At 67.5% G+C, this 13,838-nt stretch carries 12 protein-coding genes; 5 read left to right on the top strand and 7 right to left on the bottom strand.

Translation table 11 applies throughout. The annotated features are described in order from the left end of the window. Positions 1-139: 139 nt before the first annotated feature. On the bottom strand, positions 140-592 hold the full coding sequence (locus DM992_RS16855; RefSeq protein ID WP_006484248.1) for a hypothetical protein: 453 nt from the start codon (positions 590-592) through the stop codon (positions 140-142). Positions 593-838: 246 nt separating this feature from the next. On the opposite strand from DM992_RS16855, the gene DM992_RS16845 reads away from it, so the two are divergent. Further along, on the top strand, positions 839-2,056 hold the full coding sequence (locus DM992_RS16845) for a Bcr/CflA family multidrug efflux MFS transporter (protein ID WP_111017635.1): 1,218 nt from the start codon (positions 839-841) through the stop codon (positions 2,054-2,056). Positions 2,057-2,157: 101 nt separating this feature from the next. Here DM992_RS16845 and DM992_RS16840 read toward each other — a convergent pair whose 3' ends face one another. The 3 genes from DM992_RS16840 to zwf all read right to left on the bottom strand — a co-directional run bounded on the left by DM992_RS16840 (position 2,158) and on the right by zwf (position 6,302). Beyond that, positions 2,158-4,086 carry a bifunctional transcriptional regulator/glucokinase gene (locus DM992_RS16840; protein WP_111017634.1) on the bottom strand — a complete coding sequence of 643 codons (1,929 nt, stop codon included), beginning with the start codon at positions 4,084-4,086 and terminating at the stop codon, positions 2,158-2,160. Then, positions 4,064-4,744: a 6-phosphogluconolactonase gene (gene pgl / locus DM992_RS16835; protein ID WP_111017633.1), complete on the bottom strand. Its 681-nt coding sequence runs from the start codon at positions 4,742-4,744 to the stop codon at positions 4,064-4,066. Before pgl ends, DM992_RS16840 begins: the two co-directional genes overlap by 23 nt. A gap of 88 nt (positions 4,745-4,832) precedes the next feature. Next, on the bottom strand, positions 4,833-6,302 hold the full coding sequence (zwf, locus tag DM992_RS16830; RefSeq protein ID WP_111017632.1) for a glucose-6-phosphate dehydrogenase: 1,470 nt from the start codon (positions 6,300-6,302) through the stop codon (positions 4,833-4,835). Positions 6,303-6,734: 432 nt separating this feature from the next. Between zwf and DM992_RS16825 the strand changes: the two genes are divergently transcribed. From DM992_RS16825 to ugpC, 4 genes are all read left to right on the top strand, one after another. Further along, positions 6,735-7,982, top strand: coding sequence for an ABC transporter substrate-binding protein (locus DM992_RS16825; protein ID WP_111017631.1), 1,248 nt, complete (start codon positions 6,735-6,737; stop codon positions 7,980-7,982). Between the two features lie 138 nt (positions 7,983-8,120). After that, entirely contained in the window at positions 8,121-9,059 is a 939-nt protein-coding gene (locus DM992_RS16820) for a sugar ABC transporter permease (RefSeq protein ID WP_034182958.1), read from the top strand. Then, on the top strand, positions 9,049-9,906 hold the full coding sequence (locus DM992_RS16815; protein WP_185730905.1) for a carbohydrate ABC transporter permease: 858 nt from the start codon (positions 9,049-9,051) through the stop codon (positions 9,904-9,906). The genes DM992_RS16820 and DM992_RS16815 overlap by 11 nt, the downstream gene beginning before the upstream one ends. Positions 9,907-10,016: 110 nt before the next feature. Further along, positions 10,017-11,135: a sn-glycerol-3-phosphate ABC transporter ATP-binding protein UgpC gene (gene ugpC / locus DM992_RS16810; protein WP_111017629.1), complete on the top strand. Its 1,119-nt coding sequence runs from the start codon at positions 10,017-10,019 to the stop codon at positions 11,133-11,135. A gap of 90 nt (positions 11,136-11,225) precedes the next feature. Here ugpC and DM992_RS16805 read toward each other — a convergent pair whose 3' ends face one another. The 3 genes from DM992_RS16805 to trxB form a co-directional block, all read right to left on the bottom strand. Further along, complete coding sequence (locus DM992_RS16805) at positions 11,226-11,849, bottom strand: trimeric intracellular cation channel family protein (RefSeq protein WP_111017628.1); 624 nt, start codon at positions 11,847-11,849, stop codon at positions 11,226-11,228. Further along, positions 11,836-12,615, bottom strand: coding sequence for a Smr/MutS family protein (locus DM992_RS16800; RefSeq protein WP_111017627.1), 780 nt, complete (start codon positions 12,613-12,615; stop codon positions 11,836-11,838). Before DM992_RS16800 ends, DM992_RS16805 begins: the two co-directional genes overlap by 14 nt. A gap of 135 nt (positions 12,616-12,750) precedes the next feature. Then, positions 12,751-13,713, bottom strand: coding sequence for a thioredoxin-disulfide reductase (gene trxB / locus DM992_RS16795; protein ID WP_034182963.1), 963 nt, complete (start codon positions 13,711-13,713; stop codon positions 12,751-12,753). Between the last annotated feature and the right edge of the window lie 125 nt (positions 13,714-13,838).

The raw sequence follows: 13,838 nt of genomic DNA, 5'->3' as shown, positions 1-13,838 counted from the left end.
GAGAGAAGGGCGCGGGGGGCCAGTGCACGGGCCGCGGCGCCTGGGCGGAACGATCGTCTGATTGTACCGGAGACGCGCGCGACGGGCCCGCGAGGCGGTCTGCGGCCTTTCGGCGCGTGGGGTGGAAAGGAGGGCCCGGCTATCGCGGCGGCTTGCGCTTGCCGGTCAGCTCCGCCCAGCGCTTCTCGAGCGGGCCTTCGACCATCGGCTTGATCGACGTGCCGGACGTCTGCGCGTCCCAGGTCTGCACCGAGTACGGGTGGACGCGCAGCGCGTCGCGCGCGATCACGACGTCCTGGTGCGCGTCGACCAGCCAGTCGTACACGAAGTCGATGCACAGCCGGTAACCGCGCTTCGTCGACGGATCGGGCACCTCGTACGGCGCGCGCGTCACGTAGCCGGAGCCGAACACACCCTTGGGCTCCTTCGCGACGCGGTGCAGGAACACGCGGTCGCCCGGCAGGATGCCGCGTGCGAAGCCGCAGCCCCACACGTCATGCACGGCCTCGCCGGCCTTCACGCGCGCGGCGACGTCGGGCAGCTCGGGCCATGGCCATTTCTTGGGGCTCCAGATCAGCAGGAAAGCAGTCATCGGTTCGGTCGTGCGTCGAATTGATCAGACAAGAGAAGCGGGCAGCAGCAAGCTTAATCGAATCCGCGCGCGATCCCGCGCAACGGGCGCCGCGCCGGTGTTTCCCGGCCTGCTGCCGCACGCGGCTCGCGGCTCGCAAAAAAGTTGCGCGTACAATCATGGGCCTGAACGCGCCGTCCGCGGCGCGGCTTCCCGTCTTCACCGCCATGCGCGCCCCGATGCGCGCGGGCTCCATTCCGGATACCCATGTCTCACGTCGTCCGGCGCCGGCCCGATGCCCGGCTGATCCTGTTGCTCGGCGCGCTCGCCGCCTGCGGGCCGATCGCTACCGACATGTACCTGCCGAGCCTGCCGTCGATTGCCGACGGCTTCTCCGTCAGCCCCGGCGCAGCGCAGCGCACGCTGACGAGCTTCATGGCCGGCTTCTCGGTTGGCATGCTGCTGTACGGTCCGCTGTCCGACACGTGGGGCCGCCGCCCCGTGCTGCTCGGTGGCATCGCGCTGTTCACGCTTGCGAGCATCGGCTGCTTCGTGTCGGGCTCGATCGACATGCTGATCGTCGTGCGCTTCCTGCAGGCGCTCGGCGCCGGCGCCGCGTCGGTGCTGGCCCGCGCGATCGCGCGCGACGCGCACGAGCCGAGCGACGCGGCGAAGGTGCTGTCGATGGTCGCGATCGTCACCGCGGTCGGGCCGCTGCTCGCACCGCTGATCGGCGGCCAGATCCTGCGCTTCTCGGGCTGGCGCGGCGTGTTCGTCGTGCTGGCCGTGTTCGGCGCGGTGTGCGCGGCGACCGCATACCTGCGCGTGCCCGAAACCTGGCCGAAGGAGCGGCGCAAGAGCACGGCCGTGCTCGCGTCGTTCGCGTCGTACGGGCGCATCCTGTCCGACCCTGTCGCGTGGGGGCACATGCTGTGCGGCGGGATGGCATTCGCGTCGATGTTCTCATACATCACCGCGACGCCGTTCGTGTACATCGAGTATTTCCACGTGTCGCCGCAGCACTACGGGCTGCTGTTCGGCCTGAACGTCGTCGGGATCATGATCGGCAACTTCGCGAACACGCGGCTCGTCGGCCGCGTCGGCTCGCTGCGCATCATCGCGGCCGCGTCGCTCGTGAGCTGCATCGCGTCGCTCGCGGTCGCGCTCGTCGCGCTGACCGGGTGGGGCGGGCTGTGGTCGATCGTCGTGTGCCTGTTCTTCGTCGTCGGCGTGGTCGGGATCCTGTCCGCGAACTGCACGACCGACCTCATGCATCGCTACCCGCACAACGCGGGCGCGTCGGCCGCCGTGTTCGGCGCGATGCAGCTCGCGCTCGGCGCGCTCGCGAGCGTCGCGATCGGCGCGCTCGCGGACGGCACGCCGTTCGCGATGGGCGTGACGATCGGCGTCACGGGCGTGCTGTGCTTTGCCGGACGCTTCCTCGTGTTGCGCTGGCACGGGCGGCCGGTGAAAGCGGGCGCCTGAGCCGGCGCGGCCGGGCGGCACAAAGAAAAACGCCACCGAGCGCGATGCGCCGGTGGCGTTTTTCTTTGAAGTGCAGGACGCGGCCGACGCCGCGCCGTGCATCAGTCCCGCGCGACGTCCTTTGCCGCCGGCGATGCGCCGTGGCTCAGCCAGTCGAGCACGTCGGCCGTTTCGTCGTCGCTCGCGCGCGCCTTCGCCTGCGCGACGGCCTCGGGCAGTTCGCCGTTCGGCGACGCGCGGCGGATCGCGACGCCGACCGCGAGGATGTCGATCATCAGCAGATGCAGGATCCGCGAGATCATCGACAGCTGCGACTCGCGCATCTCGATGTGGTCGGTTTCGAGCGCGACGGTCGCGCGCTTCGCGAGCGGCGTGTTGCTCGACGTGATCGCGATCACCTTCGCGCCGGCCTGCATCGCGACGTCGAGCACGCGCAGCAGCTCGGGCGCGCGTCCCGACTTCGACACCGCGACGATCACGTCGCCCTTGCCGAGCAGCGCGGCCGACGCGGCCTGCATGTACAGGTCGCCGTACGCGATCGTCGGGATCCCGAAGCGGAAGAACTTGTAGTGCGCGTCCTGCGCGACGATGTTCGAGTTGCCGAGCCCGTAGAACTCGATGCGCCGCGCGCCGTTCAGGATCTCGATCGCGTTCTCGACGTTCTCGAAATTCAGGTGCTCGCGCAACTGCAGGATCGCCGACACCGTGTTGTCGAGCACCTTCGCGCCGAAGTCGGTGGCCGTGTCGCCGAGATGCACCTGGCTGTGGCTCATCGGGATCGTGCCGGTGAGGCCGGTGGCGAGCTTCAGCTTGAAGTCCGACAGCCCCTGGCAGCCGAGCGAGCGGCAGAAGCGGATCACGGTCGGCTGGCTCACGTCGGCCTTGCGCGCGATGTCGACGATCGGATCGTTGATGATCGAGCGCGGATGGTTCAGCGCGAGATCGGCGACGCGGCGCTCGGCCGGCGTCAGCGCATCGCGCATCTGGCGGATCCGCTCGAACACGGCCGACGACGCACCGCCCGAGCGGTTCGACAGCTGCTCCGCGAGGATCGCCGACACGCCGAGGAACGCCGGGTATTCGGCGGTGATCAGGTAGGTCGGGATGTTCTCGAGGTAGTGCGTGAAGCGGCCCTTCGCCTCGAACCGTGCGCGGAACGACGAGCGCGTGAACAGTTCGCCTAGCTTCAGCGCGACGCCGCCGCCGATGTACACGCCGCCGAGCGCGCCGAGCGTCAGCGCGACGCTGCCGGCGAACGCGCCGAGAATCCCGCAGAAGCATTCGACCGTCTCGAGCGCGAGCGCTTCGCCCGCATGCGCACGCTCGACGATCTCGACCGTGTCGACGCTCGCGGCGACACGCTTCTTGTCGCGCGCGGCGAGCGCGCGATAGATGATCTCCATGCCGGGGCCCGCGCACACGCGCTCGAACGACACGTGCGGAAACTTCTTGCGCGCGTACTGCAGCACCAGGTCCTCGCGCTCGTCCTGCGGCGCGAACGACGCGTGGCCGCCCTCGCTGCCGAGCGCGATCCAGCGGTCGTCGGCCGGGATCAGCCCCGACACGCCGAGCCCGGTGCCGGGCCCGAGCAGCCCGATCACGCTGTTCTGGCGGCGCGTGCCGCCGCCGACCTGCACGCGCTGCGCGTCGGTCAGGCCCGGCAGCGCCATCGCGAGCGCGGTGAAATCGTTGACGACGAGCAGCGTGTCGAAGCCGAGCGCACGGCGCGTCGCCTCGATCGAGAAGCTCCAGTCGTGGTTGGTCATCGTGACCTGGTCGCCGTCGACCGGATTGGCGATCGCGATCGCCGCGTGGTTTACGCGGCTGATCTTCACGTCCTTCAGGTACTTGCGGATCGCGTCGGTGATCGTCGGATAGTCGGCGCCGGGATATACGCGGATCTGCGTGATCTCGCCCGGGCCGGTTTCCAGCGCGAAGCGCGCGTTGGTGCCGCCGACGTCCGCGAGCAGGCGCGGGCCGTCGGCATGCTGACCCGCGACGACCGCCTTAGTTTGCGCACCAGTAGACATCGAGCTGGGTCCCCTTGTCGTTGGCCAGTTGGGAAATCGCGTTCTTCTGCAGCGACGCGGCCGCGGCGTCGAGCACGGCGCGCTTGGCGGGGCCCGCGATCAGCAGGAACAGCCGGTCGACGCGCTTGAGCGCATCGAGCGAAAAGCTCACGCGCGCATGCGGCGCGGCGCCCGGATGCACGGCGACGAAACGCTCGGGCGTCGCGATCGCGTGGTCCCATTCGGGCGCGTCGGCGAAGATCGACGCGGTGTGGCCGTCCTCGCCCATGCCGAGCACCGCGACGTTCGGCACGCGGTAGTCGGCGTTCGCGTTCAGCGCGGCGACGTGCGCGTCGAGCGTGGCGCGCGTGTCGACGAGCGGCAGGAAGCGGGCAGGGGCCGCCGCGTGCTGCAGCAGCGTGTCGCGCACGAGGTGCGCGTTGCTGGCCGCGTCGTCCTCCGGCACCCAGCGGTCGTCGACCAGCGTCACGTCGACGCCGGCCCAGTCGAGCGCCGCATGCGACAGCGTTTGCAGGAACGGGCGCGGGCTCGTGCCGCCGGACACCGCGAGCGTCGGGCGCGCGGGGCCGGCGAGCGCGGCGCGCAGCGCATCGCCGACGGCGCGCGCGAGCGCTTCGCTTTGCGCTTCCTGGGTGTCGAAAGCGTGGATCTCGATCACATCTCCTCCGGACTGCTTTGTATGTTCAAATCGTACGAATCGTGGGGCACGTTGCCGCACGCGGTCACGCGCGCGGCAACGGCCTGCATCAGTTTTCTTCTTCGAGCCAGCAGGTGTCGTGCTGCGCGAGCATCGCGCTCGCCGCGGCCGGCCCCCACGTGCCCGCCGCGTACGGCTTCGGCGGCTTCAGCGAGCGCGCCCATTCGTTCAGGATCGGCTCGACCCAGCGCCAGGCGGCTTCCTGCTCGTCGCGACGCACGAACAGCGCGAGCCGGCCGTTGATCACGTCGAGCAGCAGGCGCTGGTACGCCTCCATCTGCCCTTCCTTGAAGAACCGGTCGAACGCGAGGTCGAGGTGCACGCTCGCGAGGTTCATCCCTTCGCCGGGCTGCTTCGCGAGGCAGTACAGGCGGATCGTCTCGTTCGGCTGCAGCCGGATCACGAGGCGGTTCGAACCGGGACGCAGCGCGGTCGGTCCGAGCGCCGAGTGCGGCACCGGGCGGAAGTTGACGACGATCTCCGCGACGCGGTCGGCGAGACGCTTGCCGGTGCGCAGGAAGAACGGCACGCCGGCCCAGCGCCAGTTCTCGATCTCGACCTTCAGCGCGACGAAGGTTTCGGTCTGGCTGTCGGGCTTCACGCCCGGCTCGGTCGCGTAGGCCGGCACCTGCGCGCCCTTGATCACGCCCGCATGATACTGGCCGCGCACGGCGACCTTGCCGATGTCGCGCGGATCGACCGGCTTCAGCGCGCGCAGCACGCGCAGCTTCTCGTCGCGCACCGAGTCGGAATCCATCGAGTGCGGCGGCTCCATCGCGACGATCGACAGCAGCTGCAGCAGGTGGTTCTGCACCATGTCGCGCAGCGCGCCGGTGTTGTCGTAGAAATCGCCGCGCGCTTCGACGCCGAGCTCCTCGGCGATCGTGATCTGGATGCTCTCGACCCATTCGCGGCGCCACAGCGGCTCGAACAGCGCATTGCCGAAGCGCAGTGCAAGCAGGTTCTGCACCGGCTCCTTGCCGAGGTAGTGGTCGATCCGGTAGATCTGGCCTTCCGCGAAGATCTCGCCGACCGCGTCGTTGATCGCATTCGACGAGCGCAGGTCGTAGCCGAGCGGCTTCTCGAGCACGATGCGCGAGCCTTCGCTCAGGCCGACCGACGCGAGCGCGTTGCAGATCGGCACGAACAGCGACGGGCCCGTCGCCAGATAGAACACGCGGATGCCGGGCAGCGATGCAATCGCGTCGCGCAGCACCGCGTAGTCTTCCGCGCGGCCGAGGTCGAGCTTCACGTACTCGATGCGCTGGAGAAAGGACTTCCACGCGGCTTCGTCGAAGGCCTTGCCGGCCGCCTTGACCGCATGCGGCTTCACATGCGTGTCGACCCACTCGAGATAACCCGCCTGATCCGATTCGTGCCGCGCCACGGCGACGATCCGGCCGCTCTCCGCCAGCATGTTCGCACGATGCGCTTCGAACAGCGCGGGCAGGATCTTGCGCATCGACAGATCGCCGGTGCCGCCGAAAAGTACGAAGGTAAAGCTGGAATCGGTATGCATGTGTCTCCGCCGGGTTTGGGGGTGCTTGGAAGCGATCCGTAGTGCGATAAAAATATTTTTGACACTGAATTGTAGTTTAACTACAATCCGCCGCAAGGGGTAGCACCTGGGTGAAGAAAAAAAGAAGTGCGGTCGATGAACTGCGCGAGCTTCGCCTTCGGGAGCGCCTTGTGCCGAATGTTATCGGACATTGACGGCGCGCATCGTCCGCGCACCGTTGGCCCCGGGCTCGCGTCGCATCATCGCGGCGGGCCAGAAACACAAAGAGGAGACACGCCGTTGAATCTCGATTCACGCTTTCTGTAAGAGCCCGGCCGGTCATCGGCCCCGTACGCTGCATGCGTCCCGCGGCTCGATTTCCCCGTCGTTATCAAGAAGCCGGTTCCCGGTCAGGGAACCTCACGAGTTGATTCAGTCTGGAGGAGATAAGTAATGAAAGTTCGCTCGATCATGGGTGCGCTCTGCGCGGCAGGTCTGATGGCTGGCGCCGTGGCGGCGCAGGCAGCCGAGAATGTAACGGTGCTGCACTGGTGGACCTCGGGCGGCGAGTCGAAGGCCGTCGGCGTGCTGAAGGACGACGTGCAGAAGCAGGGCTACGTGTGGAAGGACTTCGCGGTCGCGGGCGGCGCGGGCGCAGCGGCGATGACCGCGCTGAAGACCAAGGTGATCAGCGGCGACGCACCGTCGGCCGCGCAGATCAAGGGCCCGCTGATCCAGGACTGGGCCGACCAGGGCGTGCTCGTCAACATCGATTCCGCCGCCGGCGACTGGAAGCAGAACCTGCCGCCGGAAATCGACAAGATCATCAAGTACAAGGGCCACACCGTCGCCGCGCCGTTCTCGGTGCACCGCGTGAACTGGCTGTACATCAACAAGGCCGCGCTCGACAAGGTCGGCGCGAAGGTGCCGACCACCTGGCCTGAGTTCTTCGCGGTGGCCGACAAGCTGAAGGCCGCGGGCATCCAGCCGGTCGCGATGGGCGGCCAGCCGTGGCAGGACCTGACCCTGTGGGAAGACGTCGTGCTGTCGCAGGGCCCGGCCTTCTACAAGAAGGCGCTGGTCGACCTCGACCAGGCGACGCTGACGTCGCCGCAGATGCTGTCCGTGTTCGACACGGTGCGCAAGATCCAAGGCTACTTCGATACGGGCCGTAACGGCCGCGACTGGAACCTCGCGACCGCGATGGTCATCAACGGCAAGGCCGGCATGCAGTTCATGGGCGACTGGGCGAAGGGCGAGTTCGAGAACGCCGGCAAGAAGGCGGGCAAGGACTACATCTGCGCGGCGGTGCCGGGCACGGCGAATGCGTACACGTTCAACGTCGACTCGTTCGTGTTCTTCCAGCAGAAGGGCGACAAGGCCGCGACGCCGGGCCAGATCGCGCTCGCGAAGACGATCATGACGCCGGACTTCCAGGAGCAGTTCAGCCTGCTGAAGGGCTCGGTGCCGGTGCGCCTCGGCGTGAAGATGGACAAGTTCGACGACTGCGCGAAGAAGTCGTATGCCGACGAGCAGACCGCGATCAAGTCGGGCGGCTTCGTGCCGTCGCTCGCGCACGGGATGGCGCAGAGCGATGCGACCGCCGGCGCGATCACGGACGTCGTGACGAAGTTCATGAACTCGCAGCAGGATTCGAAGAGCGCGGTCGCCGCGCTCGCGAAGGCCGCGAAGGTCAAGTAACGCACGACACGCGCCCGGCCGGACACGCTTCATCGGCCGGGCGTTTTTGCATGTGCAGCAAACGGGCTCGCCCGCGAGCCCGTGCCGTACCCGGCGCCGGCCCGGCCTGCGTCGCCCTCGTTCCAGGAGTCGAATCAAGTGGCTGCCCCTCTTAGCGGAAACGGATCCGGCGGTGCCGATGCACGGCGTACGTCGCCGATGTCGGCCCTCGCCGATCGCTGGATTCCGAAGCTCGTGCTTGCGCCGAGCGTCGCGATCGCCGTGGTGTTCATCTACGGCTTCATCCTGATTACCGGCTATCTGTCGCTGACCAATTCGCGGCTGTTGCCGAACTACGAATTCGACGGCTTCGGCCGTTACTCGGACCTGTTCCAGAACGACGTGTGGTGGACCTCCGCCGCGAACCTCGGCTGGTTCGGAATTCCGTTCATCGCGATTTGCGTCGCGCTCGGGCTGTTCCTCGCGATCCTGCTCGACCAGCGGATCCGCAACGAAGGCGCGCTGCGCGCGATCTTCCTGTACCCGATGGCGCTGTCGTTCATCGTCACCGGCACCGCGTGGCAGTGGATCCTGAACCCGGGCCTCGGCCTCGAGAAGGTGATGCACGACTGGGGCTGGACGAGCTTCTCGTTCGGCTGGCTCGACGATCCGGACAAGGCGATCTTCTGCGTGGTGGTCGCGGCCGTGTGGCAGTCGACCGGCTTCGTGATGGCGCTGTTCCTGGCAGGATTGCGCGGCGTCGATGCGGAGATCTTCAAGGCCGCGCAGGTCGACGGCGCGACGCTGCCGACCATCTACCGCAAGATCGTGATCCCGAGCATGCGCCCGGTGTTCTTCTCGGTGCTGCTGATCCTCTGCCACATCACGATCAAGACCTTCGACCTCGTCGTCGCGCTGACGGCGGGCGGCCCTGGCACGTCGTCGTCGCTGCCGGCGATGTTCATGTATACGTTTTCGTTCAACCGCGGCCAGCTCGGGCTCGGCGCGGCGTCGTCGGTGATGATGCTCGCGACCGTGGTCGCGGTGCTGGTGCCGCTGATGTATATGGAATCGAGGAGCACCCGCAATGCAGCCTAAGATGACGATCAGCCGGGCAGTGATCTACGCGGCGCTGATCCTGTTCGCGCTGTATTTCCTGTTCCCGATCTACGTGATGCTGTCGACGTCGTTCAAGGACCTCGACCAGCTGCGCACCGGCAACCTGCTGACGCCGCCCACCAACTGGACCGTCGATCCGTGGGTGAAGGCGTGGAGCGGCGCGTGTACCGGCGTGCGCTGCGACGGGATGAAGCCGTTCTTTCTGAACTCGCTGCAGATGGTGATCCCGGCCGTGCTGATCTCGTCGCTGATCGGCGCGTTCAACGGCTACGTGCTCACGCACTGGCGCTTTCGCGGCGCGGACGCGCTGTTCACGATGATGCTGGTCGGCTGCTTCATCCCGTTCCAGGTGATCCTGCTGCCGATGGCGCGCCTGCAGGGGATGCTCGGCCTCGCCAATACGATTCCCGGCCTCGTGTTCGTGCACGTCGTGTACGGGATCGCGTTCACGACGATGTTCTTCCGCAACTTCTACGTGAGCGTGCCGGCCGAGCTCGTGAAGGCCGCGCGCATCGACGGCGCGGGCTTCTTCACGATCTTCACGAAGATCCTGCTGCCCGTGTCGCTGCCGATCTTCATGGTGTGCCTGATCTGGCAGTTCACGCAGATCTGGAACGACTTCCTGTTCGGGATCGTGTTCTCCGGCGTCGATTCGATGCCGATCACGGTGGCGCTGAACAACCTCGTCAACACATCGACGGGCGTGAAGGAGTACAACGTCGACATGGCCGGCGCGATCATCGCCGCGCTGCCGACGCTGCTCGTCTACATCGTCGCCGGCCGCTACTTCGTGCGCGGGCTGACGGCGGGCGCGGTGAAGGGGTAGGCGCGACCTTATCCGATACGACGAACCGGCCGCGCACGTCGCGCGGCGCATCGAAACGAACCCGACGCGGCGCCGTAGCGCCGCGCGAGACGAGACAGAGGATTCACAGCATGGCAAGCCTTTCCATCCGTGACGTGTACAAGACCTACCCGAACGGGGTGCCGGTCCTGAAGGGTGTCGACATCGAGATCGAGGACGGACAGTTCCTGATCCTGGTCGGCGGTTCGGGCTGCGGGAAATCGACGCTGCTCAACATGATCGCCGGGCTGGAGACCGTGACGAGCGGCGAGATCTGCATCGACGGCAAGGTCGTCAACGACCTGTCGCCGAAGGATCGCGACATCGCGATGGTGTTCCAGTCGTACGCGCTGTATCCGTCGATGACGGTGCGCGAGAACATCTCGTTCGGCCTGAACATCCGCAAGGTGCCGAAGAGCGAGCAGCAGCAGATCGTCGACCGCGTGTCGCAGATGCTGCAGATCCAGCACCTGCTCGACCGCAAGCCGGGTCAGCTGTCGGGCGGCCAGCGCCAGCGCGTCGCGATGGGCCGCGCGCTCGCGCGCGATCCGTCGCTGTTCCTGTTCGACGAGCCGCTGTCGAACCTCGACGCGAAGCTGCGCATCGAGATGCGCGCGGAAATCAAGCTGCTGCACCAGCGCCTCGGCACGACGATCGTCTACGTGACGCACGACCAGATCGAGGCGATGACGCTCGGCGACCGGATCGCGGTGATGAAGGACGGCGTGGTCCAGCAGTTCGGCGCGCCGCAGGAGATCTACGATTCGCCGTCGAACCTGTTCGTCGCCGGCTTCATCGGCGCGCCGCCGATGAACTTCATCAACGGCAAGCTGGTCGAGCAGGGCAGCGGGATCGCGCTCGAGATCGACACGGGCATCGCGCGCAGCGCGCTGAAGCTGCCGTTCGACGCGAAGCGGATGAACGGCCACGTCGGCCGCGAGGTGATCCTCGGCCTGCGTCCGGAGCGCATCACCGACGCGCGCAACGCGCACAATGGCGAGGCGTCGAGCCTGCAGCCGATCGACGTGCGCGTCGACGTGACCGAGCCGACCGGGCCGGATACGCACGTGTTCGCGCAAGTGAACGGCAAGCGCATCGTGAGCCGCGTGCATCCGGCCGCGAACCCGCAGCCGGGGCAGACGCAGTCGCTGCTGTTCGACGTGTCGAAGGCCGTGCTGTTCGATCCGGCATCGGAAGAGCGGATCGCGTGACGCGGCGTTCGCGCCGAATGAAGGAGAAGGGGCCGTCTCGAATGAGCGGCCCCTTTTGTTCTGGCGCTGAAGTTGGAGTTGCGGCGGCAGTCAGTGCGGCAGCCGCACGTCGAATTTGAACGTCGCCAGCCGCGCGGCGAGGATGAAGCCGGTCGCGAGCAGCACGCTGTACACCGAATCGAACTGCAGCCACACGAGCAGCAGGTAGAACCAGCAGCCGACGAACGCGCAGGTCGCGTACGGCCGCGAATCGCGCAGGATCAGCGGGATATCGTTGCACAGCACGTCGCGGACGATCCCGCCGACCACGCCGGTGATCACGCCCATCATCACCGCGATGAAGCGCGGCATTTCGGCGTCGAGCGCGATCGACGTGCCCGAGATGCTGAAGATGCCGAGCCCGATCGCGTCGGCGACCAGCAGCAGCCGCTCGGCCGACAGCCGCGACAGCATCCGCAGCACGAACGGCGCGAACAGCGCGAGCACGAAGATCGCGATCACGTAGTCGTCGTGCACGACCCAGTAGAACGGCCGGCGCTCGAGCAGGATGTCGCGCAGCGTGCCGCCGCCGAACGCGGTGGCGAGCGCGACGACGAACGTGCCGACCGAGTCGAGGCGGTTCTTGCGCGCCTCGATGAAACCCGAAATCGCAAACGCCAGCGTGGCGATCGCCTCCAGTACGGCGATCGCGAGCGTCAGCCTAGGATGCGGCACGCGGCCCCCGGTCGGCGGGAGCCGCGAGCGGCTGCAGCAGCACGAGCACCGCGCCCGCGCCGCCGTCGTTGCCGCGCGCCTCGCAGAACGCGATCACTTCTTCCTTCTGCACGAGCCACGCGCGCACCTTGCCTTTCAGCACGGGTTCCTTGCCGATCGAGCCGAGCCCCTTGCCGTGGATCACGCGCAGGCAGCGCAGCCCCTTCTTGCCGGCTTCGCGGATGAATTCGGCAAGCGCGTCGCGCGCCTCGTCGCGGCGCATCCCGTGCAGGTCGAGCTGCGCCTGCACGATCCACGCGCCGCTCCTCAGCTTGCGCACCACGTCGCGGCTGATGCCGGGGCGGTGGTAATACAGCGAGTCGTCGCTGTCGAGCAGCGTTTCGGGATCGAATTCGTCGGACAGCGTCGCGTTCAGCACGGCTTCCTCGTCGCGCTGCGTCTGCTTCGGTAGCGGCTCGGGCGGCATGCGGCCGGAAGCCGCGCGCTGCGGCGCGTTCAGCGGCCGGATCGCGCCGATTTCGTTGCGGAACAGGTTCGCGTCGGCTTCCGCCTTGCGCTCGGCCTTCGCGGTTTCGACGCGCTCGCGTTCGCGGCGATCGGCTTCGCCTTGCAGCGACTTGCGCAGCGCGCCGAGGCCGGCGAGGCCCTGGCCGCGCAATGCGGCCGGATCGGGCGCGGGCGGCGGCGCGGCCGGCGCGGGGTTTGCGGGACGGGCGGCGATCTGCCGCTTCGCGGGATCGCTCGGATGGGGCTGGTTCTTCGCCATGATTCGATAGCAGGGCAGGCGCGTTCGGGCGCGCGGGCAAAAAAAAGCCGCTGCGCGGCGGCAGCGGCTTTCCGGTCGGGCCCGCTTCGCGGCAGCGGACGCCATTGTAGCGCCCGGCGCGGCAGGGCTCGCGGCTTACTTCTTGTCGTGCAGGCTTTCGAGGTAGCGCTGCGCGTCGAGCGCGGCCATGCAGCCCGTGCCCGCGCTCGTGATCGCCTGGCGGTACACGTTGTCCTGCACGTCGCCCGCGGCGAACACGCCCGGCACGCTCGTCGAGGTGGCGTTGCCGTGCAGGCCGCTCTTCGTCAGGATGTAGCCGTCCTTCATCTCGAGCTGGCCCTGGAACAGGTCGGTGTTCGGCTTGTGGCCGATCGCGACGAACACGCCCTGCACGTTCAGGTCTTCCGTCGCGCCCGTCTTCACGTTCTTGATGCGCAGGCCCGTGACGCCCGAATCCGCGCCCGTCACCTCGTCGAGCACGTGATCCCACTTGATGTCGACGACGCCTTCCTTTTCCTTCTCCAGCAGGCGGTCGATCAGGATCGGCTCCGCGCGGAACTTGTCGCGGCGGTGGATCACGGTGACCTTCTTCGCGATGCCCGTCAGGTAGAGCGCTTCCTCGACGGCCGTATTGCCGCCGCCGATCACCGCGACTTCCTGGCCGCGATAGAAGAAGCCGTCGCAGGTCGCGCAGGCCGACACGCCCTTGCCCATGAACGCTTCCTCGGACGGCAGGCCGAGGTACTGCGCGGACGCGCCGGTCGCGATGATCAGCGAGTCGCACGTGTATTCGCCCGAGTCGCCGATCAGGCGGATCGGCTGTTCGTGCAGTTTCGCGGTGTGGATGTGGTCGAAGACGATTTCGGTGTTGAAGCGCTCGGCGTGCTCGAGGAAGCGCGCCATCAGCTCCGGACCCTGCACGCCTTTCGCGTCTGCCGGCCAGTTTTCGACATCAGTCGTGGTCATCAGCTGGCCGCCCTGCGCGATGCCGGTGATCAGCACCGGGGACAGGTTGGCGCGTGCCGCGTAGACGGCAGCCGTGTAGCCGGCGGGGCCGGAACCGAGAATCAGGACTTTGGCGTGTTTGGGCGTGGACATGTGCGAATCCGTAAAAGGCGGCCGCGGCGGGCGGGATAGGGCTCGCCGGACGATCCGGGGTTGGCCGGGATGCCGTCATAGATGGGTATCAGTCGCGCATTATAAAGGCCCCGTTGCTGCGTTGC

The sequence above is a fragment of the Burkholderia sp. JP2-270 genome (assembly GCF_003233675.1).
Taxonomy (GTDB): Bacteria; Pseudomonadota; Gammaproteobacteria; order Burkholderiales; family Burkholderiaceae; genus Burkholderia; species Burkholderia pyrrocinia_C.
This window is presented reverse-complemented; position numbering and strand designations above follow the sequence as displayed.

What these genes read in the sequence shown, in the direction of transcription:
- trxB (WP_034182963.1), bottom strand. Translation starts at nt 13,713, where the DNA reads ATGTCCACGCCCAAACACGCCAAAGTCCTGATTCTCGGTTCCGGCCCC.
- DM992_RS16845 (WP_111017635.1), top strand. Translation starts at nt 839, where the DNA reads ATGTCTCACGTCGTCCGGCGCCGGCCCGATGCCCGGCTGATCCTGTTG.
- DM992_RS16800 (WP_111017627.1), bottom strand. Translation starts at nt 12,615, where the DNA reads ATGGCGAAGAACCAGCCCCATCCGAGCGATCCCGCGAAGCGGCAGATC.
- DM992_RS16825 (WP_111017631.1), top strand. Translation starts at nt 6,735, where the DNA reads ATGAAAGTTCGCTCGATCATGGGTGCGCTCTGCGCGGCAGGTCTGATG.
- DM992_RS16815 (WP_185730905.1), top strand. Translation starts at nt 9,049, where the DNA reads ATGCAGCCTAAGATGACGATCAGCCGGGCAGTGATCTACGCGGCGCTG.
- zwf (WP_111017632.1), bottom strand. Translation starts at nt 6,302, where the DNA reads ATGCATACCGATTCCAGCTTTACCTTCGTACTTTTCGGCGGCACCGGC.
- DM992_RS16840 (WP_111017634.1), bottom strand. Translation starts at nt 4,086, where the DNA reads ATGTCTACTGGTGCGCAAACTAAGGCGGTCGTCGCGGGTCAGCATGCC.
- DM992_RS16855 (WP_006484248.1), bottom strand. Translation starts at nt 592, where the DNA reads ATGACTGCTTTCCTGCTGATCTGGAGCCCCAAGAAATGGCCATGGCCC.
- ugpC (WP_111017629.1), top strand. Translation starts at nt 10,017, where the DNA reads ATGGCAAGCCTTTCCATCCGTGACGTGTACAAGACCTACCCGAACGGG.